At 64.4% G+C, this 21,872-nt stretch carries 19 protein-coding genes; 4 read left to right on the top strand and 15 right to left on the bottom strand.

The genetic code is table 11. The features are described from left to right. Positions 1–60: 60 nt before the first annotated feature. From ABIC03_RS33325 to murJ, 10 genes are all read right to left on the bottom strand, one after another. Positions 61–1,119: a PhoH family protein gene (locus ABIC03_RS33325; protein ID WP_275168756.1), complete on the bottom strand. Its 1,059-nt coding sequence runs from the start codon at positions 1,117–1,119 to the stop codon at positions 61–63. A gap of 4 nt (positions 1,120–1,123) precedes the next feature. Further along, positions 1,124–2,512: a tRNA (N6-isopentenyl adenosine(37)-C2)-methylthiotransferase MiaB gene (gene miaB, locus ABIC03_RS33330; RefSeq protein WP_354064414.1), complete on the bottom strand. Its 1,389-nt coding sequence runs from the start codon at positions 2,510–2,512 to the stop codon at positions 1,124–1,126. A 192-nt stretch (positions 2,513–2,704) separates the two neighbouring features. Then, the gene (locus tag ABIC03_RS33335) at positions 2,705–3,385 is read right to left on the bottom strand and encodes an HAD family hydrolase (RefSeq protein WP_354064416.1); all 681 of its coding nucleotides are present in this window, start codon (positions 3,383–3,385) and stop codon (positions 2,705–2,707) included. Next, positions 3,386–3,841 carry a Fur family transcriptional regulator gene (locus tag ABIC03_RS33340; RefSeq protein WP_275168750.1) on the bottom strand — a complete coding sequence of 152 codons (456 nt, stop codon included), beginning with the start codon at positions 3,839–3,841 and terminating at the stop codon, positions 3,386–3,388. A gap of 38 nt (positions 3,842–3,879) precedes the next feature. Beyond that, the gene (gene rimI, locus ABIC03_RS33345) at positions 3,880–4,365 is read right to left on the bottom strand and encodes a ribosomal protein S18-alanine N-acetyltransferase (RefSeq protein ID WP_354064418.1); all 486 of its coding nucleotides are present in this window, start codon (positions 4,363–4,365) and stop codon (positions 3,880–3,882) included. Next, a complete protein-coding gene (gene tsaB, locus ABIC03_RS33350; RefSeq protein WP_354064420.1) occupies positions 4,362–5,057 on the bottom strand; it encodes a tRNA (adenosine(37)-N6)-threonylcarbamoyltransferase complex dimerization subunit type 1 TsaB in 696 nt (231 codons plus the stop codon). Before tsaB ends, rimI begins: the two co-directional genes overlap by 4 nt. 136 nt (positions 5,058–5,193) lie before the next feature. Next, positions 5,194–5,763 carry a NifU family protein gene (locus ABIC03_RS33355; RefSeq protein ID WP_275168744.1) on the bottom strand — a complete coding sequence of 190 codons (570 nt, stop codon included), beginning with the start codon at positions 5,761–5,763 and terminating at the stop codon, positions 5,194–5,196. 173 nt (positions 5,764–5,936) lie between these two features. Continuing rightward, entirely contained in the window at positions 5,937–6,431 is a 495-nt protein-coding gene (locus tag ABIC03_RS33360) for a universal stress protein (protein ID WP_275168742.1), read from the bottom strand. Between the two features lie 107 nt (positions 6,432–6,538). Further along, entirely contained in the window at positions 6,539–7,591 is a 1,053-nt protein-coding gene (trpS, locus tag ABIC03_RS33365) for a tryptophan--tRNA ligase (RefSeq protein ID WP_354064423.1), read from the bottom strand. Between the two features lie 87 nt (positions 7,592–7,678). Continuing rightward, positions 7,679–9,229, bottom strand: coding sequence for a murein biosynthesis integral membrane protein MurJ (gene murJ, locus ABIC03_RS33370; protein WP_354064425.1), 1,551 nt, complete (start codon positions 9,227–9,229; stop codon positions 7,679–7,681). A gap of 125 nt (positions 9,230–9,354) precedes the next feature. Here murJ and ABIC03_RS33375 point away from each other — a divergent pair, with 125 nt between their 5' ends. Next, on the top strand, positions 9,355–10,356 hold the full coding sequence (locus ABIC03_RS33375; protein ID WP_354064427.1) for an adenosine kinase: 1,002 nt from the start codon (positions 9,355–9,357) through the stop codon (positions 10,354–10,356). A gap of 116 nt (positions 10,357–10,472) precedes the next feature. Here the strand turns inward: ABIC03_RS33375 and ABIC03_RS33380 are convergent, their stop codons facing one another. Both ABIC03_RS33380 and ABIC03_RS33385 read right to left on the bottom strand, forming a co-directional pair. Then, entirely contained in the window at positions 10,473–12,167 is a 1,695-nt protein-coding gene (locus tag ABIC03_RS33380) for an AMP-binding protein (protein WP_354064429.1), read from the bottom strand. A gap of 78 nt (positions 12,168–12,245) precedes the next feature. After that, a complete protein-coding gene (locus ABIC03_RS33385) occupies positions 12,246–13,439 on the bottom strand; it encodes a serine hydrolase domain-containing protein (RefSeq protein ID WP_354064431.1) in 1,194 nt (397 codons plus the stop codon). A 346-nt stretch (positions 13,440–13,785) separates the two neighbouring features. Here ABIC03_RS33385 and ABIC03_RS33390 point away from each other — a divergent pair, with 346 nt between their 5' ends. Together ABIC03_RS33390 and ABIC03_RS33395 are read left to right on the top strand one after the other, a co-directional pair. After that, positions 13,786–14,106 carry a hypothetical protein gene (locus tag ABIC03_RS33390; protein WP_007603877.1) on the top strand — a complete coding sequence of 107 codons (321 nt, stop codon included), beginning with the start codon at positions 13,786–13,788 and terminating at the stop codon, positions 14,104–14,106. A gap of 112 nt (positions 14,107–14,218) precedes the next feature. Next, complete coding sequence (locus tag ABIC03_RS33395) at positions 14,219–15,712, top strand: NAD-dependent succinate-semialdehyde dehydrogenase (protein WP_354064433.1); 1,494 nt, start codon at positions 14,219–14,221, stop codon at positions 15,710–15,712. Between the two features lie 210 nt (positions 15,713–15,922). On the opposite strand, the gene ABIC03_RS33400 is transcribed toward ABIC03_RS33395, so the two are convergent. From ABIC03_RS33400 to ABIC03_RS33410, 3 genes are all read right to left on the bottom strand, one after another. After that, positions 15,923–18,139: an SLC26A/SulP transporter family protein gene (locus ABIC03_RS33400; protein ID WP_354064435.1), complete on the bottom strand. Its 2,217-nt coding sequence runs from the start codon at positions 18,137–18,139 to the stop codon at positions 15,923–15,925. 334 nt (positions 18,140–18,473) lie between these two features. Further along, positions 18,474–19,388, bottom strand: coding sequence for a phosphoribosylaminoimidazolesuccinocarboxamide synthase (locus ABIC03_RS33405; RefSeq protein WP_354064437.1), 915 nt, complete (start codon positions 19,386–19,388; stop codon positions 18,474–18,476). A 77-nt stretch (positions 19,389–19,465) separates the two neighbouring features. Further along, positions 19,466–20,383 (bottom strand): pirin family protein, encoded by a 918-nt coding sequence (locus tag ABIC03_RS33410; protein ID WP_354064439.1) that lies wholly within the window; start codon positions 20,381–20,383, stop codon positions 19,466–19,468. Between the two features lie 292 nt (positions 20,384–20,675). Here ABIC03_RS33410 and ABIC03_RS33415 point away from each other — a divergent pair, with 292 nt between their 5' ends. Continuing rightward, entirely contained in the window at positions 20,676–21,737 is a 1,062-nt protein-coding gene (locus ABIC03_RS33415; RefSeq protein WP_354064441.1) for a helix-turn-helix domain-containing protein, read from the top strand. The last annotated feature ends 135 nt before the right edge of the window (positions 21,738–21,872 follow it).

A 21,872-nucleotide genomic window follows, 5' to 3' on the forward strand; every position in this document is an offset into this window, starting at 1 on the left:
GTCCTTGTTCGGAACGAAGGGGCGCCGTCTCCGCGCCCATATGGTCCGGTTGCTGTCTCGTCAGGATTTACCGGCGGCCGGCCGCTGCGGTGCCCCTTCGTAGGCGGAGACGATCCGCGCCACGAGTTCGTGGCGGATCACGTCTTCGGCCTTGAAATGAACTTGCGCAATGCCTTCGACGCCGCTCAGCAGGCGCGTCGCCTCGGCGAGGCCCGAGGTCTGGCCGTTCGGCAAGTCGATCTGCGAGGGATCGCCGGTGACGATCATGCGGCTGTTCTCGCCGAGACGGGTCAAAAACATCTTCATCTGCATCGACGTGGTGTTCTGCGCCTCATCCAGGATGATGGCCGCGTTGGTCAGCGTGCGACCGCGCATGAAGGCAAGCGGCGCGATCTCGATCTCGCCGGTCTGCAGCGCGCGCTCGACGATACGCGCGTCCATCAGGTCATAGAGCGCGTCGTAGATCGGGCGAAGATAAGGATCGACCTTCTCGCGGAGATCGCCGGGCAAAAAGCCGAGCCGCTCGCCGGCTTCCACCGCCGGACGGGACAGGATGATCTTGTCGACTTCCTTGCGCTCGAACAGTTGCGCGGCATGCGCGACCGCGAGCCAGGTCTTGCCGGTGCCGGCGGGGCCGATGCCGAACACCAACTCGTGGCGCTTCAGCGCGCGGATGTAGGAATCCTGCGCCGCCGTGCGCGCGCGCACCGGGCGCTTGCGCAGATTGATGCTGTCGAAGGTGGATTTGGCCGACTTGGCGTCGAACTCGAACAGCGAGCCCTGCGCGATCACGGCCCGGATCGCGCCCTCGACCTCGCCCTGGTCGAGATCCTGTCCCTTCACGGCCTGGGCGTAGAGCGTCTCCAGCACGCGGCGCGCCGCATCGCAGCCGTCGCGCGAGCCGCCAATCGTGATGTGGTTGCCCTTGGAATCGACGACGACGCCGAGCCGCCGTTCGATCTGTGCCAGATGCTGGCCGTAAGGGCCGACCAGCGCGGATGCGGCGCGGTTGTCGTCGAAGTCGATGACGACCTGGGTCTCGGGTGGAACCTGCATGTCGCGGTCAAATTTGCGGTTAGGAGCGATGGAAGAAGACGAATCCGATGCGCTTTTGGGCAAGGGTTCAGGCTCCAGTGGCGATGGACGATAAAGCGGGCTCGTGCGCCATGGCGAGCTCGCCGAGGAAGCTGTAGCGTTCGAGGCTGTCGATCCGGACCGGCAGGATCTGTCCGATGATGTCGGGCGAGGCCATCACATGCGCGGGCTGGAGGAATGCAGTGCGGCCGACGATCTGGCCATCCTTGCGGGCCGGACGCTCGAACAGAACATCGACCGTTGAGCCAATCGCAGCCTTGTTGAAGGCCGATTGCTGGCTGTCGATCAGTTCCTGGAGCCGCTCCAATCGCTGGTCCATCTCGGAGGGGGACACCGTCTCCTGCATGTCCGCGGCCGGCGTTCCCGGCCGGGCGGAGTATTTGAACGAATACGCCGCAGCGTAGCCGATTTGCGTGACAAGCGCGAGGGTCGCGAGAAAATCTTGCTCGCTCTCACCCGGGAAGCCGACGATAAAATCTGATGAGAAAGCAATGTCTTGGCGTGCGGACCGGAAACGGTCGACGACACGCCGATAATCATCGGCGGTATGTTTCCGGTTCATGGCGGCCAGAATCCGGTCCGAGCCCGACTGCACCGGCAGGTGCACGAACGGCATCAAGGCATCGAGATCGCGATGGGCTGCAATCAAGCTGTCGTCGACATCGCGCGGATGGCTGGTCGAATAGCGCAGCCGCGCGACGCCCGGAAGCGCCGCGAGGTGCTCCAGCAGCCTGCCGAGCGGCCAGCTTTTTCCGTCCAGTCCCTCGCCGTGATAGGCGTTGACGTTCTGTCCGATCAGCGTGAGTTCGCGCACGCCGTTCTCAGTGAGCCGCTTCACGTCGTCGACGATCTTTGCCACCGGCCGCGAGACTTCCGAGCCACGCGTGTAGGGCACGACGCAGAAGGTGCAGAACTTGTCGCAGCCTTCCTGCACCGTGACGAAAGCGGAAATGCCGCGGGCGCGGATCGCGCCGGGCTTGGGCTGGGCGAGGAAGCCGAACTTGTCCTGAGCCGGGAATTCGGTCTCGATGGCACGGCCCTCATTGCCAGCGCGCTTCAACAGTTGGGGCAAATGATGATAGCTCTGCGGTCCCACCACGACGTCGACCGCGGGTGCACGGCGCACGATCTCCTCGCCTTCGGCCTGTGCCACGCAGCCTGCGACCGCGATCTGCATGGTCCGCCCGTCGCGCGCGGCTGCGTCCTTGGCGACGCGCAGGCGGCCGAGCTCCGAATAGACCTTTTCCGAGGCCTTCTCGCGGATATGGCAGGTGTTGAGGATGACGAGGTCGGCGTCATCAGCGCTGGCCGTCTCCACGAATCCTTCCGGGGCCAGCGTGTCCACCATGCGCTGGGCATCGTAGACGTTCATCTGGCAGCCATATGATTTGATGTGCAGCTTGCGCGGCGGCGTCATGGAACCCGGAATGGAGGTGGGAGGACCGCCCCCAGATATAGGCTGGGGCCGCGGAAATCCAGCGATTGGGGGTCTTTTCGGTCGTCATTCCGGGGCGTGACGCAGTCGCGAACCCGGAATCCGGAGGTTTTGGCACGAGATTCCGGGTTCGATGCAGGTGCATCGCCCCGGAATGACGCCGAGAGGAGGGATTCAGCCCGCCAGGGTGTCCGCAGCGACCTGCCGAACCAGCTCCGGCAATTGCCGCATATCGTCGAACGTCAATCCGGCCCCCGCGCCCCGTAGTCTTTCAGCGTGGCCCGGCGGGCAATGGCTGCCACCGTGAAAGCCCAGCACGGTCATCCCGGCGGCCTGCGCGCCGGTCACTCCGGGGACGCTGTCCTCGATCACGAGGCACCTCTCCGGCGCGACTTTCATCTGCGCGGCGGCGAACAGAAAAAGATCGGGCGCGGGCTTACCGCGCGCGACCTGGCTCGCGGAAAAGATGTTCGGAGCGAGCAGATCGTAGAGACCGGCGCAGGTCAGGCCATGATGGATCTTCTCCGGCGTGCCGCTCGACGCAACGCATTTGGGCAAATCGATTGCGCCAATCGCTGCGGCCACATGGGTGATCGGCTGCAAATCGCTGGCATAGAATTGCAGCGTCGCCGCATTCACCTGGCTCTCGAGATCGTCGGGAAGATTGCGCCCGATCTCCTGTTCGACCATTCGCCGTGCGTCTTTCTCGGATACGCCGAGGAAGCGGACCAGCACCTGTTCCGATGTGATCGGATAGCCGTGCCTCGACAGCACATCCGCATGCGCGCGACAGGAGATCACCTCGCTGTCCACGAGCACGCCGTCGCAATCGAAGATGACGAGATCGACGGGCACTTAATTCGTGGGTTTGTCGTCGTCGAGCGGCACGCAATAAAGTTCGAGCCGATGATCGACCAGCTTGTAACCGAGCTTGCGGGCGATCTCCGCCTGGAGCTTCTCGATCTCCTCGGAGGTGAACTCGATCACCTTGCCGTCGCGCAGATTGATGAGGTGGTCGTGATGGCTGTCGCGCATCTGCTCGTAGCGCGCGCGGCCTTCGCGGAAATCGTGGCGCTCGATGATGCCTGCATCCTCGAACAGTTTGACGGTACGATACACCGTCGAGATCGAGATCTTGTCGTCGACGGCGACACAGCGGCGGTACAGTTCCTCGACATCGGGATGGTCGACCGCCTCCGCAAGCACGCGGGCGATGACACGGCGCTGCTCGGTCATGCGCATGCCGGTGGCGGCACAGCGCGCCTCGATGCCGGACGCCTTGGAAGCGGGGGAAGGTTTAAGACCAGTCATGTGATGTCCGCCTGACGGGGCGCTTTCTGCCATCAATGTTACGACAAGTCACGTCGCATCAGAAGTGCGTTCAATTGTTCCCCGTTCGGCTGCTTATAGTAGCGTTCGCGGCGTCCGACCACCAGGAATCCGGCTCGATCGTAGAGCCGCCGCGCCGGCTGGTTATTTTCCTCGACCTCGAGAAATATTGTGCGCACGCCGCGCCCTGCCAGGTGGCCGAGATGGGTCATCAGCAGCGTGCGAGAGAGGCCGCGGCGGCGATGGGCCTGATCGACCGCGATCGAGAGGATCTCCGCTTCGTCCGCGCCGATCCGCGACACCGCGAAGCCCACGGTGTTGCGGCCGAGGCGCAACCGGTGCACCAGCGTGTTGCGCTCGCTGAGCATGCTCTCGAACTCGCCTTCGCCCCAACCGCGCGCGAAGGAGGCGCCGTGGAGCTGCGCGAGCCGTGCGACGTCGCGTGCGACAGCCGGCTCGACGACGGCCGTGCCGCCGCGCCACCATTCCGAGAACCATCTCATCATGAGCTTGCGGCTTGTGCTGCAAGCGGCAGTTGTGCGGACGGCTTTGCGTCGGGGGCCCGCAGATAGAACGGCCGCGCCGGATTTGTCGCGGGATCGGCCGCGGCGCCAAGCCATGCGACCCAGCCGATGTCGGGCGCGGGCTGCGCGTCGACCGCGACCGGCTGCGGCATGTCTTTCGGCCAGCGCTCGGCGAGGATGTTGGCGGCATTGCCGACCAGATGCGGCGCGCCGAATTGCGAAGCCGCGATCGCCTCGTCGATGGGAGCGACGCCCGGCCGCACCAGCTGGCTGCCGTCACCGGCCACGATCTGGAAATAGACGTGGTCGTGCCGCGCGTCGATCGCCGAGATCACCGGCGCCGCCCCGCTTTGGCCAACGACGGCGGCGGCATAGGCCGACAAGGTGGTCAGGCCGACGGCGGGTCGCTTCGCAGCAAGCGCAAGGCCGCGGGCCGCCGAAATGCCGACGCGCAGGCCGGTGAAACTTCCGGGGCCCATGGTGACCGCGATGCGGTCGAGCGCGGTGAAGGCGAGATTGGCTGACTGCATCACGCGCGCGATCATCGGCATCAACGCTTCGGCGTGGCCGCGCTTCATCAGAAGCTGCTCCTGCGCGAGGAGCTGGCCGGAATCTGTGTCGAGAACGGCAACCGCGCACGCTTCCAGCGCGGTATCGATGGCGAGGATCAGCATGGAACGATCATAGCATCATCCCGGTCGTCATGGCGGGGCTTGACCCGGCCATCCACGACTTTGCGCCCCAAGAACGTGGATGCCCGGGACAAGCCCGGGCATGACGGAGTTCAAATTGATGGGTCGCGCGTGCAATTTACATCGGCCGGACTTCGACCACGTCGGGGACGAAGTGCTTGAGCAGGTTCTGGATGCCGTGCTGGAGCGTTGCGGTCGATGACGGGCAGCCGGCGCAGGAGCCCTTCATGTTGAGATAGACGATACCGTCCTTGAAGCCGCGGAAAGTGATGTCGCCGCCGTCATTGGCGACCGCCGGCCGCACGCGGGTCTCGATCAGATCCTTGATCATGTCGACCGTCTCGGCATCGGCCTCGTCGAAGAATTCGTCCTCGTCGTCGAGATCGACATCGCTCGCGGCCGCGCCATCGGCGAGCAGCGGCGCGCCGGACATGTAGTGCTCCATGATGGCGCCGAGGATCGCGGGCTTGAGCTGTTGCCATTCACCGTTTGCCTTGGTCACGGTGATGAAGTCCGATCCGTAGAACACGCCGGTGACGCCGGGGACCTCGAACAGCTTTTCGGCGAGCGGCGAGCGTGCGGCCGATTCGCGGCTCGCAAATTCCATCGGACCGCCGTCGACCACGACGCGGCCGGGAATGAACTTCAGCGTAGCGGGATTGGGGGTGGCTTCGGTTTGAATGAACATGGTTTTCTCCAGACGTCGCCGGTTCAAGGCCGGCGCGTGCTCTATCCACTAGCAGATGGCGACGGCGAACGCACGGTCAAGGGGTAAGCTGGCCGTTCACCTGTTATATCAGCGGGTTAGGGTGCCCGCTTCTCCCTCTGCCGGCCAACGAGGCGAGACGAACGAGCAGCCGTCTAGGACAGCGAATCCACGCTTTGGTCGCTTAGTGCGCCGGAAATGACCGTCACCGGCACCGGGAACGTGCCCAGCGCGTGCGCGAGCAGGTTGACCAACGGCCCCGGGCCCTCCGCGCCGGGGTTCGCTGCGAGCACCAGCATGGCGATGTCGGGGTCCTCGTCGATCACCGCCAGCAGCTGTTCCATGGCGCCGCCTTCGCGGATCACCCGTTCCGGCGTGATCGCGGCGATGCCGTTGGCGCGGCCGGCGGCACGGTCGAGCGCGGCTTCTGCCGCCTCTTGCGCTTCAGCGCGCATGATGTCGGCGACCCCCAGCCATTCCTGGCTCTGCTGTTCGGGCTCGATGATGCGGAGCATCACCACGCCGCCGCCGGCGCGGATCGCCCAGCGGCTGGCATAGTAGACCGCGCGATCCCATTCGGCGGTGTCGTCGACGATGACGAGGCATTTGGGCTTGTGACCCGGCTCGAAGCAAAGTCGCTTGCTGGTCATGCATGTCCCGGAATGTGCACGGCTGACATGCTGCCACACTCCGTCGTGCTTGGGGAGAGCAGAAGCGGCCGGCGCGGTGGCGTCGGCCGCGTTTGCGCGAACGCGCCTTAGCGCGGGCGAATGAAGCCGACGATGTCCTTCGAGAGCTTCATGGTCTCGTCGGCGATCGCGCGGGCCCGGTCGGCGCCGTCGTTCAGGATCGCGTCGATATGGCCGGGGTCGGCGACGAGGCGCTTCATCTCGCCGGCGATCGGCGCGAGTTTGGTGACGCACAGCTCCACCAGCGCATTCTTGAAGCTGGAGAACTGGCCGCCGCCGAAATCCCTGAGCACGTCGGCCTTGGAGCGGCCCGAGAGGGCTGCGTAGATGCCGACGAGATTGTCGGCCTCGGGGCGCGCTTCCAGACCCTTCTCCTCGGTCGGCAGCGGCTCGGGGTCCGTCTTGGCCTTGCGCACCTTCTGCGCGATGGTGTCGGCGTCGTCGGTCAGATTGATGCGTGAATTATCGGACGCGTCCGACTTCGACATCTTCTTGGTGCCGTCGCGCAAGCTCATCACGCGCGTCGCCGGGCCCGTGATCAAGGGCTCCGGCAGCGGGAAGAACAGGCCGTCATTGGCGCCCTGGCTGCGGATCGAGTCAGCGAAGTCATTGTTGAACTTCTGCGCGATGTCGCGCGAGAGCTCGAGATGCTGCTTCTGGTCCTCGCCGACCGGCACGTGGGTGGCGCGGTAGAGCAGAATGTCGGCCGCCATCAGCACGGGATAGTCGAACAGCCCGACGGATGCGTTCTCGCGGTCCTTGCCGGCCTTCTCCTTGAACTGGGTCATGCGACCCAGCCAGCCCATGCGCGCGACGCAGTTGAAGATCCAGGCGAGCTCGGCATGGCCCGAGACCTGGCTCTGGTTGAACACGATGTGCTTCTTGGGATCGATGCCGCTGGCGATGAACGCCGCGGTGACCTCGCGGGTGTTGCGCGCGAGCTCGACCGGTCCGCCCCAGACGTCCACGCCCTGCGTGATCGCGTGCATGTCGACGACGCAATAGATGCAGTTGTGGGTTTCCTGCATCTTCACGAAGTTGACGATCGCGCCGAGATAATTGCCGAGGTGCAGATTGCCCGTCGGCTGGACGCCCGAAAAAACCCGTTCAACGAATGGCATGGTTAGCTGTCCTGGCAAGCTTTCCTGGAGATAATCGGGCGTCGTTTCCAACAGCGGCGCTGCCTCGTCAAGGGTATTTCGCTAACCTCAGGCGCCGGGATCGGGCCGGGCGGGGCGCTTCAAGGCACCGGCCGCCTCGCGCCAGGACGCGACGCCGAGGATTTGCAGGAGCAAGCCATAGACGACGATTCCGGCGCCGATCTGTGAGCCCAGCGCAATGAAGCGGATGAGCCCATGGGCCTCCGAAGGCAAGAGGCCCGCGGTCAGCCAGAGCAGGGCGCCCATGGCGAGCGCGGCGAGCACGATTCGCGGCAGCCGTTTGCGGGCGGCGGCATCGACCGAGAAGCCGAATTCACTGCTGCCTTTCCGGAGCAGCGAGATCGCACTGCTCCAGGCGCCGGCGGCAATGCTGGCGGCGATCCCGCTTGCGCCGAAGAAGTGACCGAGCAGGATCGCGAGCGCGACCGCGACCACGAACCCCTTCGCTGTCGCCAGCAGCGGCGTCATGGTGTCGCTGCGGGCAAAATAGGCCGAGGACAGCGCCTTGATCAGCACGTGAGCCGGTAGTCCCAGCACCAGCCACATCAGAGCGCGCGCCGTGGCCGCGCTGTCCTCCGCGCCAAAGGCGCCGTGTTCGAACAGCAGCCGCACGATCGGTTCGGCCAGCACGATCAGGCCGAACGTCGCCGGCAGAGCCAGCCCGGTCGCGAGTTCCAGCGCGCGCGATTCCGCATGCGCAACCGCGTCACGGTCGCCGCTTCTCACCGCGCGCGTCAGCTCCGGCACCAGCACCGTACCCATGGCGACGCCGACAATGCCGAGCGGCAGCTCGATCAGGCGGTTGGCGAAATAGAGCCAGGAGACCGCGGCAGGCGTGGCGGAGGCGATGATCGCGCCGGCCACCATCAGCCATTGCGGGCCGGAGCTTGCGATCATGCCCGGGATCGCCTTGGCGAAGAAGCCGCGCATGTCCTTGTCGAAGCTCACGCGCAGCGGTGTCGCCAGACGCGCACTTTGCTGCGACAGCAGCATCAGGAGCTGCAACAGGCCGGCGATGCCGACGGTGGCCGCCAGCATCCACGCGGCGACGATTGCATCGGCGTGCCACAGCAGGAGTGCTGCGATGGCGGCGATCAGGGCGATGTTGAACAGCAGCGGCGAGAACGCGGTGAGAGCAAAGCGACCCTGCGCGTTGAGCAGGCCCATCAGCACCGTGACGGGTCCCGCGAAGGCGAGATAAGGCAGCATCAGCCGCGCATTCTGGACGGCGAGATCGAGCGATGCGCTGCCGACGAAGCCCGGCGCGATGATCATGATGATCAGCGGCATCAGAAATGCAATCACGATCGAGATTGCGATCAGGCCTGCGCTGACCGTACCGAGCACGCGTCCCGCGAACGCCGCCGCAGCCACTTCGCCTTCGTGGTCACGAACGCGCAGCCAGGCTGGGATCAACGCCGCATTCAGGGCCCCCTCGCTAAGCAGGCGCCGCACCACATTGACGAGCTGAAATGCCGCTAGAAACGCGTCCGCCACGGCACCGGTGCCGAGCAGCGCCGCGATCAGGGAATCGCGTGCAAAGCCCAGCAGCCGTGAAGCCAGTGTCCCCGTCGAGACGGTCAGGAAGGAGCGGATCATCGGAACTGCATAATACCGTTGCTTGCCCGCGAAGGGCCGGTCGTGATAGGCCGCGAGCCAGATTTCAGACCGACAGGAAGCGGATTTCCGCGGGTATCGCAATCCGCCAAACAGGATCAAGGTGAATGGCTGACGTGAAATATGACGTTCTCGGCATCGGCAACGCGCTGTTCGACGTACTGGTCAAGACCGACGAAGCCTTTCTGGGCAAGCACGGCATGACCAAGGGCAGCATGTCCCTGATCGACGAGGCGCGGGCCGCCGCCATCTACAAGGACATGGGCCCGGCGACGGAAGTTTCCGGCGGTTCGGCCGCCAACACCATCGTCGGCATCGGCAGCCTCGGGGCGCGCGCCGCCTATGTCGGCAAGGTCAAGGACGACCAGATCGGCAAGCTCTACGTCCACGACATCCGCGCTGCCGGCGTCGCCTTCAATACGCCCGCGGCGAAGGACGGCCCTGCGACCGGCTGCTCCTACATCCTGGTGACGGATGACGGCGAGCGCACCATGAACACCTATCTCGGCGCCGCGCAGGATTTGTCGCCCGCCGACATCGATCCCGCCGAGATCGCAGGGGCCGGCATCGTCTACCTCGAGGGCTATCTCTGGGACCCCAAGAACGCCAAGGACGCCTTCGTCAAGGCGGCCAAGATCGCCCATGATGCCAACCGCAAGGTCGCGCTGACATTGTCGGATTCCTTCTGCGTCGATCGTTATCGCGACGAGTTCCTCGGGCTGATGCGCAACGGCACCGTCGATATCGTATTCGCCAACGAGTCCGAACTGCATTCGCTCTACCAGACCTCGGATTTCGACACCGCGCTCAAGCAGCTGCGCAATGACGTCAATCTCGGCGTGGTCACCCGCAGCGAGAAGGGTTGCGTGGTGGTGACGCCAACTGACGCAGTCGCAGCGCCGGCGTCTCCGATCGCGAAACTCGTGGACACCACCGGCGCCGGCGACCTGTTCGCTGCCGGCTTCCTGTATGGCCTGGCGCGCAACCTGCCGTTCAAGCAATGCGGCGAGCTCGGCGCGCTCGCGGCCGCCGAAGTGATCCAGCACATCGGCGCGCGTCCGCAGGTGTCGCTGAAGGAGCTCGCCGGGCAGCGCGGCCTGACCGTGTAGCGCGGACTCTCTCCCCCGTCATTGCGAGGAGCGCAGCGACGAAGCAATCCAGACTGCCTCTGCGGAAAGATTCTGGATTGCTTCGCTGCGCTCGCAATGACGATTGGGTTGGCAACCTACGCAGTCTTCGCGGCCTTCAGCCCAAGCCGTTGCTCCACGTTGTCGCGCATCAGGAATTTCTGGATCTTTCCGGTCACGGTCATCGGAAACTCGTCGACGAATTCCACGTATCGCGGAATCTTGTTGTGGGCGATCTGGCCATCGCAGAAGGCGCGCACCTCTTCCAACGTCAGCGTCTCGCCGGACCTGACGCGGATCCAGGCGCAGAGCTCCTCGCCGTAGCGGGTATCCGCAACGCCAAAGATCTGCACGTCCTGAATCTTGGGATGGCGGTAGAGAAATTCCTCGATCTCGCGTGGATAGAGGTTCTCGCCGCCGCGGATCACCATGTCCTTGATGCGGCCGACGATGTTGCAATAACCCTGGTCGTCGATGATGGCGATGTCGCCGGTATGCATCCAGCCGTTGGCGTCGAGCACGTCCGCGGTCTTCTCCGGCTCATCCCAGTAGCCCAGCATCACGCTGTAGCCGCGCGTGCAGAGCTCGCCCCGTTCGCCGCGCTTGACGATCTTGCCATCGAGATCGACGACCTTGACCTCGACATGCGGATGGATTCGCCCGACCGTCGAGACGCGGCGATCGAGCGGATCGTCGACGGCGCTCTGGAAGCTGACCGGGCTCGTCTCGGTCATGCCATAGGCGATCGTGACCTCGCCCATGTTCATCTCGCTGTTGACGCGCTTCATCACCTCGATCGGGCAGGGTGCACCGGCCATGATGCCGGTGCGCAGCGACGTTAGATCGAAGTTTGAGAATTCGCCGTGGTCGAGTTCGGCGATGAACATCGTCGGCACACCGTACAGCGCGGTGCATTTCTCCTGCTCGATCGTCCGCAGCGTCGCGAGCGGATCGAACCCCTCACCGGGATAGACCATCGTTGCGCCGAGCGTGACTGAGGCGAGGTTGCCCATCACCATGCCGAAGCAATGATAGAGCGGCACCGGAATGCAGATGCGGTCCGCTTCGGTCAGGCGCATGGCGCGGCCGACGAAATAGCCGTTGTTGAGAATATTGTGGTGGGTCAGCGTCACGCCCTTGGGCGATCCCGTCGTTCCGCTGGTGAACTGGATGTTGACGGCATCGTCGAATTGCAGGGCGGCACTGAGCGCGGCGAGCTGCTCGCGGTGCAGGGTTCCACCCATGCCGGCGACCTCGTCGAACGGGATCGTGCCCGGGCAGGCGGGGCCGCCGATCTGGATCACGATGCGCAACGCCGGCAGCCGCGCGGCGCGCAATTGTCCGGGCTTGGCGCTCGCAAGCTCCGGCAACAGCGTGTTGAGCATGTCCATGTAGTTGCTGGTCTTGAACGCCGTCGCGGTGACGATAGCGCTGCATCCGACCTTGTGAAGCGCGAATTCCAGCTCGCTCAGCCGGTAGGCCGGATTGATCGTCACCAGGATGAGACCGGCCTTGGCGGCGGCGAATTGTGTCAGCGTCCATTCCGGCCGGTTCAGCGACCAGATGCCGATCCGTTCGCCGCGTTCGAGGCCGAGCGCGACAAAGCCGGCGGCGAGCGCGTCGACCCGCTCGGCAAACTCCTTCCATGTCCATCTCACGCCGTGGCTGGGCGAGACCAGCGCCTCGCGATCGCTCCAGCGCCGCGCGGCCTGATCGAGGCTGCGCCCGATCGTGTTGCCGAGCAGCGGCGTGTCGGAGATGCCGCAAACGTAACTGTCGGCTTTGTCTGCCAAAATGATGTCCTCCAGCCAGCTGCGTGACGGCCGGGACAACAAGCCCGGCCGTGACGCGTCGTGAGAGTCAGGCGCGCCTTACGCGGCCTTCTGCCCGCTGCCGGCATCGAGCCCGGCATAGACGCCGCGCTCGAAGCCGGCAAAGGCCTCGAGACACTTTGCGTCGGCGAACGGCAGCAGTTGCATCAGGATCACGCCGGTGACGTCGCGCGCCGGATCGATCCAGTAATAGGTGTTGGCGAGGCCCGCCCAGGCGAGGCTGCCCGCGCTACGCCCCTCGGCGGTCTTGGCGGTGTTGATCATGAAGCTGAGGCCCCACTTCTTCACCTGTTCCGGGTAGAGATCGACGTCGTTGGTGTACATCGGCGCCGCCGTGGTCATCTTGCCCATGGCGAGGTCGCCGATGTGGTTCTGCCCCATCGTCGCGACGGTCTCGGCCTTCAGCACCTGATTGCCGTTGCCGCGGCCCTTGTTCAGGATCATCTGGGTAAACCTGATATAGTCGGCTGCGGTCGAATAGAGGCCGCCGCCACCCATGTGGAATTCGGGCTCCTGCTCGAGCTCGAACGGGATCGCGGCGAGTTGGCCATCCTCGCCGCGCGCATGCATGCCGACCAGGCGCTTACGCATGTCGTCGGTGATCTTGAAAGCGGTATCGCTCATGCCGAGCGGTGCGAACAGATTGTCGCGCAGATAGGCATCGAGGCGCTTGCCGCTGACAGCTTCCACCGCCTTGCCGACGAAATCGATATTGGTGCCGTATTCCCAGCGCGTGCCCGGATCAGTCATGATCGGCGTCTTCAACGCCGCGTTCTGGCAGGTGGTGATGGCGGGGATGCCGTTCTTGTCCAGATAGACCGCGAGATCGCCGTTCCACATGTTGTAGCAGAAGCCTGCCGTGTGGGTCATGAGTTGGCGCAGCGTGATCGGCCCCTTGGCCGGCCGCAGTTTTGGTTCGCCCTTGGCGTCGAAACCTTCGAGCACCTGCGGCTTGGCGAGATCGGGCAACACGTCGCCGATCGGCGCATCCAGCGACAGCTTGCCTTGCTCGACGAGCTGCATCGCGCCGGCCGATGTCACCGCCTTCGTCATCGATGCGATCCAGAATACGCTGTCGGCGGTCATCGCATCCGGCTTGGACAGGTCGCGCTTGCCGAACGCGCCCTGATACAGCACGTCGGTACCGCTGGCGGCGATGGCGACGACGCCCGGAATCTCCCTGGCTTCGCTCTTCTGGCGCAGAATCTGGTCGATCTCAGCTTTGCCTTGCATACGCGTTTCCTCCGGTTTGATTATTGTTGGAAGCGATCGATTGTCCTCCCGCGGGCGCCGCGCGGCAAGCACATCCACATACCTGCCGCGGTCGCGATGTCGTGACTTGACGGTCCGTCACCCACGCAGGACGACAACAGGCCGAACCGCAACACGCCGTCACAATCTTCGGTGGATGGCCGCAACCAGCCGTGACCTTGGATGGCCTGGGCGAAATGTTTCAAAAGTTTTCGAGCACTTGAAACATTTTGTGAGTTGTGGCGTTCAGCACCGGGCTCAATCGCGGGCCAACGTTAAGACTTGATGCAAATTTGGCGGCCGCCCACCGGCCGTGAGGGGACCTCAGATGATTTCCACCTGGAGCGAATGGAAGCGCTATCCCCGTCCCGGACGGGGCGAAAACCTGGAAGCGCCGATCGCGCCCGGCATCTATGAGGTCCGCATCGCCGGCACCGGTGCGCTCTATTCGTTTGGCGCGGTCGACAATCTGGCGCAGGCGCTTGCATTGCTGCCGGTCGGTTCAAAGTCCTGGTTCGGCCGCCGCAACGCCTCCGACGTCCCTGATCTCGAATACCGGACCTGCGCGACCTCCTCGAAGGCCGACGCCAAGGCCGCCGCCGAGCGCATGATCGGGCGGCGCGAGACCTATTTGAGCGGCGCGGCGTAAGTCCGCCGCTCCGAGCCTGGCTTCCAGCAGATGCGCGTTGCGGGACGGTGCATTGCGCGCCGCCTGTCCCTATATTGCGGGCGAACCTGAAAAGCCCTCTGGGAGCAACGCCATGACCCCGACCGCCACCGCACTTGCTCAGCACGCCACGTCCAATCTGCGCGACCGGTTGAAGGACCCGTCGCTTCTGAAGGAGGCCTGCTACATCGACGGCGCCTGGGTCGGCTCGCCGGGCTTCGCCGTCAACAATCCCGCGACCGGCGTCGAGCTTGCAAAGGTTCCGCAGCTCTCCGCGGATGATGCCACCAAGGCGGTCGAAGCGGCCGAACGCGCGTTCCCAGCCTGGGCTAAGCACACTGCCAAGCAGCGCTCCAATATTTTGCGCAAATGGTTCGAGCTGATTGTCGCCAATCGCGAGGACCTCGCGCTGATCCTCACCTCCGAGCAGGGCAAGCCGCTCGCCGAAGCGCTCGGCGAGGTCGACATCGGCGCCGCCTATATCGAGTTTTTCGCCGAGGAGGCCCGCCGCGTCTATGGCGAGACCATCCCGACCCAGCGGCCCGATGCGCGCCTGCTTGCGATCAAGCAGCCGATCGGCGTCTGCGGCGCCATCACACCGTGGAATTTCCCGAACTCGATGATCACCCGAAAGGTCTCGCCGGCGCTGGCCGCGGGCTGCACCGTGGTGCTGAAGCCCGCCAACGAGACGCCACTCTCGGCCTTGGCGCTGGCCGTGCTCGCCGAGAAGGCCGGCATCCCCAAGGGCGTGCTCAACATCATCACCGGCGATGCAGCGCCGATCGGCAAGGTGCTGTGCGAGCATCCGGCCGTGCGTTTCGTCGGCTTTACCGGCTCGACCGCGGTCGGCAAGATTCTCTACCGGCAGGCCTCCGTCGGTGTGAAGCGGCTCGGCCTTGAGCTCGGCGGCAACGCTCCGTTCGTGGTGTTCGATGACGCCGATATCGATGCGGCGGTCGAAGGCGCGATTGTCTCGAAATACCGCAACATGGGCCAGACCTGCGTCTGCGCCAACCGCCTCTACGCCCAGGACAAGATCTACGACGAGTTCGTGCAGAAGCTGTCGAAGAAGGTTGCGGCGATGAAGATCGGCGATGGCACGGAAACCGGCGTCACGCAGGGTCCGCTGATCAATTTGAAAGCGGTCGACAAGGTCGAGCGCCACATCGCCGATGCCGTCAAGCGCGGCGCCAAGGTCGTCACCGGCGGCAAGCGCAGCGAACTCGGGCGCTCGTTCTTTGAGCCGACCGTCCTTGCCGACGTCAAGCCGGACTCGCTGGTGGCGCAGGAGGAAACCTTCGGCCCGCTCGCACCGGTGATCCGCTTCAAGGACGAGGCCGACGTCATCGCGATGTGCAACGCCTCGCCGTTCGGTCTCGCCTCCTACTTCTACTCCCGCGATCTCGGCCGCGTCTGGCGTGTCGCCGAGGCGCTGGAATCCGGTATGGTCGGCGTCAACACTGGCCTGATCACCACCGAAGTCGCCCCCTTCGGCGGCGTCAAGGAAAGCGGCCTCGGCCGCGAAGGCTCGCATCACGGCATGGAAGAATATGTCGAGATCAAATACGTGATGATGGCCGGGGTGTAGCCTCGCCGTCTTCGCGGATGTGATGAACGCAATGCCCCCTCCAGGGTCGTCCTGGCGAAAGCCAGGACCCGTTACCCCAGCGAGGCGTTTGGCGAAGATTGGTGGTCCGGTACTTGCACCGCCTGCGAGAGATAGATTCCGCGGTATGGGTCCTGGCTTTCGCCAGGACGACATCCAATGTGTGGTGCGCTAATTACCCAACGGCGTTCGCTACCGCCTCAACACCGCAATCGTGCGATTCGCAAAGGTCAGCCGCTCCGCCATCACGGACACGAAATAGGTCAGCAGCTTGTGGCTGAGCGCGGGATCCTCGGTCTTGATGGCGTCGAACTGGTGCGTATTCAGCACGTAGAGCACGCTGTCGACTTCGGCCTGGATGGTGGCGCTACGCGGTGTCCGTGACACCAGCCCCATCTCGCCGATCGTGGTGTACCGGCCGAGGCTGCGCACGCGCGTGGTGCGGTCGTCGTCGGCCGGAATCATGATGCCGACGCGCCCGTCGAGGATGAAATGCATGGAATCGGCGGGATCGCCGGCCTGCACGATGACCTCGCCGGCTTCGACCTCGATGCGCTGGCAGCGGCGGATCAGCTCGTCGGCGCCGTCCTCGCTGCCGAGCATTCGCGTGAACCAGTCGCGCAGGCTGGCTTCTTCCTGCGCCAGCTCCTGATGCTGCGAGATGAGCTCGTTTTCGCACCATTCCAGCGCGTGATCGAGCTCGGGAATGATGGTGACGCCCTCGCCGACGAAGTCGCTGGAGCGCAGCACCTTCTCGGCCGCAGCCGACAGATGCACCAGGATCAGCTCGACGCCCAGTTCGCCAGCGCTGCGCTTGATCTGGGCAAAGCTATACGCGGCCGATGAATCGACGCCGGTGACGAGCTTGAAGTCGAACAGCAGATAGCGGCATTCGGGGCGTTCCTGCAGCAGCCGTTTGACGTGCTGATAGAGCCGGTTGGCCGAGCCGAAGAACAGATAGCTCTGGAGATTGAGGCCTTGGATCTTGCCGCCATGGGCCAGCAGCACGTCCTGGTCGTCGCGCGAGCGGTCGAGCGAGGAGCGGTACTCCGAGCCGTCGAAACTGTATTTGATCGACTCCACCCGCGCGGCGCTGAATGCAAACGTCGCGCAGCCGATGATGACGCCGATCAGGATGCCCGGCACGAAACCCCAGGCGACGATGATCGCGATGATGGCGATCAGCGACAGATATTCCAACTTCGACAGCCGCTTGCGCGACTCGATAATCCATTTGTGCAACTGGTCGGCGCCGAGATAGAGCAACAGGCCGCCAAGCACGAATTTGGGGATGAAGCCGAGCAGATCGGGCGCGACAGCGAGCATCAGCAGTGACAGCGCCGCGACGGTGAGGCCGGACAGACGCCCGCGGCCGCCGCTGGAAAAATTCAGCATCGAGCGGCTGGTCGAGCTGCAGCCTGGGTAGCCGCCCAGCATGCCGGTCAGGATATTGGCGGCGCCGGTGACGTTCAGCTCACACTCCAGATTGGCTTCGCGATGCGTGGCCACCTCGATGCCGGTGGTGTTGAACAGCGTGCTCGAGGCCGTGACGAAGATGACGGCGACGACATTGCCAAGCAGGTCCGGGATGGCAAACCAGGGATACCGTGCGAGATCGTCGGTATGCCAGGGCAGCATGAAGGCCGCTTGCGGCGGGGGCTGAAAGGTCCAGCCCAATGTGCGCGCGTCATCGAAGGAAACGCCGGTGATCCAGAACGCCAGATGCGCGGTGAGCATGCCCGCGACCAGGATGATCGGCAGTCCGAACGGGCTGCGCGAGCGGTGCCAGGTGAGATACAGCACGAGCGCCATCACGCAGGCGGCACCGAGCTCCAGCACGACAGTGCGGTTGGCGAAGTGCGACAGTGTCGCGAATTGCAGCGGATGGTCGGTGATCACCCGGACCGCACCCATGACGATGAGAAGTCCGGTTGCGCCGAGGAAGCCGCCGACCACAGGATAGGGCACGTAGCGGATGGCGCGGCCAAGCCGCGTCAGGCCTAGTCCACACAGCACCAATCCTGTCAGCATGGTCGACAGGCCGAGCGTGATCAGGATCGGCGACAGCAACGGCGCCGACAGGTTCGCCGTCTCGATGCGCTCGACCACCGAGGCGGCCAGGATACCCGTCACCGCGGCGGTCGAGCTGTCGGGGGCTGCAATCGCGAAGGGCAGGGAGCTGCCGAGCCCGATGATGGCCGCAAGCACCGCGGAGCTGACGAAAGTTGCCGTGATGCCGTAGGACAGATAGGGCGACAACGGCCCCGCGAAGATCAGCAGCGAGTAGGATAGTCCGAACGTGACGGTCAGGACGCTGGCGGCGCTCCCGCCCAATATATCGTTCAGCGCGCGCTTGAGGGCCGGATTAAGTCCGGTCGACGGAGTGAAGCCAATTGCTGGATCTGTCACGCCGTGACACTCGCTCGTGAATATTCCCCTCCGAGAGGTAGACGACTCGGACGGTAGCGCAACAAGTTTCTTTCAAATGTGGAGTACCCGACAGTTTCGGGAGCATTCGGTGAGGATTCGGTCCACGGCGTGCGAACGGCCAATCATGCGCAGCAGGCGGATGGAGAGTCACCGAGCAGGCACACATACTCGGTGTCGTCCCGGCGAAGGCCGGGACCCATACCCCCAGGGAGATGTGTGGCGAAGATCGATTGTTCGGGATTAGAACCGTCAGCGATCGATAGACCTCGCGGTATGGGTCCCGGCCTTCGCCGGGACGACGATAGCGCCTGCGCTAGATCTTCAGCTCGCTTCCCGTCACGCGGCGATACGCTTCCAGATACCGCTTGCTGGTTGCGTCCACCACGCTTGCCGGCAAAGGCGGCGGCGGGGCGTCGCCGTTCCAGCGGCCGGCGCGGCGCTCGACGTCGAGATAGTCGCGCAAGGGCTGCTTGTCGAAACTCGCCTGCGGCTGGGCCGGCTTGTAGGCGTCGACGGCCCAGAAGCGCGAGGAGTCCGGCGTCATGACTTCGTCGATCAGGATGATCCGGCCGTCCTTGTCGCGGCCGAATTCGAACTTGGTGTCGGCGATGATGATGCCCTGCTCGCGGGCGAGCTCCTCGCCGAGCGTGTAGATCGCGCGGGTCATGCTCTCGAGCGTGTAGGCCGTCTCGTCGCCGACGACCTCGCGCATCTTCGCGATTGTGATGTTCTCGTCATGGCCGGTCTCGGCCTTGGTCGCCGGGCTGAAGATCGAAGGCTCCAGCTTCTCGCTCTCGACGAGACCCGCCTTCAGCTTCTCGCCGGCCAGCGTGCCGCTTGCCGCATATTCCTTCCACGCCGATCCCGAGAGATAGCCGCGGATCACGCATTCGATCGGAAACACCGTGGTCCGGCGGCACAGCATGGCGCGGCCGAGAATTTCTGCGCGATGCGGCTTCAAGGCCGGCACGGCGCCGATGATCTCGTCGGTGTCGGCGCTGATCATGTGATGCGGCACCACGCCTTCGAGCTCGTTGAACCAGAACGCGCTGATTTGCGCCAGCACCGCGCCCTTCATCGGGATGGTCTCGCCCATCACGACGTCGAAGGCGCTGATGCGGTCGGTGGTGACGAGCAGCAGGCGGTCGTCATCGATGGCGTAGATATCGCGCACCTTGCCGCGCCCGATCTTGGGCAGCGGCAGGTCGCTGGAGAGCATGGCGGTCATCGGCAGAACTTTCGGAGCAAGGCCTTGCGACAGGAAATCCGGCCGCACCTGATCGCGCGACCGGAAACCGGGATAGCCTATTCCGGCAGCGGAATGAACTCATGTTCCTGCGGAACTGCCGCGAAGCGGCCGGTTTTCCAGTCCTGCTTGGCCTGCTCGATCCGCTCCTTGCTGGAGGACACGAAATTCCACCAGATGTGGCGCGGGCCCTCCAGGGCGTCGCCGCCCAGAAACATCATCCGCGTGGCTTTGAGCGCCTTCACCGTGATGCGGTCGCCCGGACGGAAGATCAGCAGCCGCGGCCCCTCGTAGCGCTCGTTCGCGATCTCGACCTCGCCGTCGACGACATAGATGGCGCGCTCCTCATGATCAGGATCGAGCGGCACGGTCGCGCCCGCGACCGCCGTGACCTCGGTATAGAACCATGGCGAAACCATCGACACAGGCGAGGTGATGCCGAAAGCCGAGCCCGCAATCACCTTCGCGGTGAAGTCGCGCTCGGAGACCATCGGCAGGTCACCCGCGCCGTAGTGCTGGAACGACGGGGCGATCTCTTCCGATCCGGCCGGCAGCGCGATCCAGCTTTGCAGGCCCAGCATCTTCTGCCCCGAGGCGCGCTGCACATCCGGCGTGCGCTCGGAATGCGCGATGCCGCGGCCGGCTGTCATTAAATTCATCGCGCCGGGCTGGATTTCCTGGATGTTGCCCTCACTGTCGCGATGCATGATCGCGCCGTCAAAGAGATAGGTGACCGTGGCAAGCCCGATATGTGGATGCGGCCGGACGTCCATGCCCTTGCCGGAGACGAATTGCACAGGCCCGAAATGGTCGAAGAAGATGAAGGGACCGACCATCTGCCGCTTGCCGTGCGGCAATGCGCGCCGCACCGCGAAGCCATCGCCGAGATCGCGCGTGCGCGGCACGATGACGAGATCGAGCGCATCGCAGGACATGGGATCGCCGAGCACGGGATCGTTCGAGGGTTGCCAACTCATGATGGAGTCCTTTTGGCTTTCTTGGTCCCGACGCTAGCAGAAATTTACACCGCCGTCGCGACAAAGCCGGGTTCAGACGTTGTGACGGCAGCAGTGCCGCATGCACGACTGTCATCGTCCGCGAAAGCGGGCGATCCAGTACGCCGCGGCCCATCAGCTCGATTACAACCCTCTCGGAGTACTGGATCGTCCGGTCAAGCCGGACGATGACAGCTGTGGTGCGGATGGTGCTTGAAAAAATCAACCCGACGGACGATGTTCGGCTCGCCCATACCGATGGCCACAGCATCTGATGACATCAGCCGCCCTTGAACTCGCATTCCGCGCCGCTTCTGTGGCGTTGCTATTAGTGCTGACGGCATCGCTTGTCAGCGATTTCCGCAATGTGCTGGCAGCCCGGCTCGGTGCGGCCTTTGCGCTCGGCTCGGCCGCGCATGCCGCGAGCTATTCCGTCGGTGTATCGCCGCTGGTCCCGGCATGGCATGCGCCGCTGGTCGCGTTCTCGACTGGCAATATCGTGGTGTTCTGGTTGTTCACGCGCGCGCTGTTCGACGACGAGTTTCGCCTGCACCGGTGGCACGGATTGACCTGGGGGGCGGTGACAGCCTTCAGCTTCGTCAGCTGTCTCTGGATCGCACCGAGCGGACATGTCCGGTTCGCCGTCACCGCGGTGAACCTGATCGTGCTCGGCTTCATTGCGCTCACGATCATGCAGACGATCGGCTCATGGTCGGCCGATCTGGTCGAGCGCCGCCGCCGTGTTCGCATCTTCATCGTCTGTGCTGCCGCGCTCTATGGCGGACTGAACGCGCTGCTCCAGATCCTCGTGGTCGGCAGCGACGTCGGCGATGTCGCCAACACCGTCAATACCGGCGTGCTCGCCAGCATCGTCGCGGCCATCGCCTATGCGATCATGCGCGTGGACGGCGCCGACCTGTTTCCAGCCGCCACGGATGCTGCGCCGGCGATCGCGGCGAGCCAGCCTGTTGGCGAGGACGCCGCCGACCAAAAGCTCATCGACGCCCTGATGCGGCTGATGGCGGACGAGCGGATCTATCGCCAGGAGAACATCAGCATCGGCGTGCTGGCGGGCCGGCTGAAAATTCCCGAATACCGGCTGCGGCGGCTGATCAACCAGAGGCTCGGCTACCGCAATTTCAATGTGTTCCTGAACAACCACCGGATCGAGGAGGCCAAGGCCGCGCTGGCCGATCCCGCCCAAGCCGAGGTCCCCGTCATCACCATCGCGATGGATTCCGGCTTCCAGTCGCTCGGCCCCTTCAACCGCGCCTTCAAGGCCGTGACCGGCGTGACGCCGACGGAATATCGGCGGCTCAAGGTGAATGCTGTCTAATCTTTAGTGTACTGAAATATCTAGGTTATTTTGGAATCGGCGAGCGTCTCGCGGTTTTCAGCTATGCCGTTTTCCAGATCCGGCGAGCGGGCATCGCGTGAATGCCGTCTCGTCTCCGGCACACGCCTCAAGCCG

Source organism: Bradyrhizobium sp. RT6a, assembly GCF_040547675.1.
Taxonomy (GTDB): domain Bacteria; phylum Pseudomonadota; class Alphaproteobacteria; order Rhizobiales; family Xanthobacteraceae; genus Bradyrhizobium.

Excerpts from the sequence above, each read along its gene's own strand:
- miaB (WP_354064414.1), bottom strand. The coding sequence starts at position 2,512 with ATGACGCCGCCGCGCAAGCTGCACATCAAATCATATGGCTGCCAGATG.
- ABIC03_RS33340 (WP_275168750.1), bottom strand. The coding sequence starts at position 3,841 with ATGACTGGTCTTAAACCTTCCCCCGCTTCCAAGGCGTCCGGCATCGAG.
- rimI (WP_354064418.1), bottom strand. The coding sequence starts at position 4,365 with ATGATGAGATGGTTCTCGGAATGGTGGCGCGGCGGCACGGCCGTCGTC.
- tsaB (WP_354064420.1), bottom strand. The coding sequence starts at position 5,057 with ATGCTGATCCTCGCCATCGATACCGCGCTGGAAGCGTGCGCGGTTGCC.
- ABIC03_RS33355 (WP_275168744.1), bottom strand. The coding sequence starts at position 5,763 with ATGTTCATTCAAACCGAAGCCACCCCCAATCCCGCTACGCTGAAGTTC.
- ABIC03_RS33360 (WP_275168742.1), bottom strand. The coding sequence starts at position 6,431 with ATGACCAGCAAGCGACTTTGCTTCGAGCCGGGTCACAAGCCCAAATGC.
- trpS (WP_354064423.1), bottom strand. The coding sequence starts at position 7,591 with ATGCCATTCGTTGAACGGGTTTTTTCGGGCGTCCAGCCGACGGGCAAT.
- murJ (WP_354064425.1), bottom strand. The coding sequence starts at position 9,229 with ATGATCCGCTCCTTCCTGACCGTCTCGACGGGGACACTGGCTTCACGG.
- ABIC03_RS33375 (WP_354064427.1), top strand. The coding sequence starts at position 9,355 with ATGGCTGACGTGAAATATGACGTTCTCGGCATCGGCAACGCGCTGTTC.
- ABIC03_RS33385 (WP_354064431.1), bottom strand. The coding sequence starts at position 13,439 with ATGCAAGGCAAAGCTGAGATCGACCAGATTCTGCGCCAGAAGAGCGAA.
- ABIC03_RS33390 (WP_007603877.1), top strand. The coding sequence starts at position 13,786 with ATGATTTCCACCTGGAGCGAATGGAAGCGCTATCCCCGTCCCGGACGG.
- ABIC03_RS33395 (WP_354064433.1), top strand. The coding sequence starts at position 14,219 with ATGACCCCGACCGCCACCGCACTTGCTCAGCACGCCACGTCCAATCTG.
- ABIC03_RS33405 (WP_354064437.1), bottom strand. The coding sequence starts at position 19,388 with ATGACCGCCATGCTCTCCAGCGACCTGCCGCTGCCCAAGATCGGGCGC.
- ABIC03_RS33410 (WP_354064439.1), bottom strand. The coding sequence starts at position 20,383 with ATGAGTTGGCAACCCTCGAACGATCCCGTGCTCGGCGATCCCATGTCC.
- ABIC03_RS33415 (WP_354064441.1), top strand. The coding sequence starts at position 20,676 with ATGACATCAGCCGCCCTTGAACTCGCATTCCGCGCCGCTTCTGTGGCG.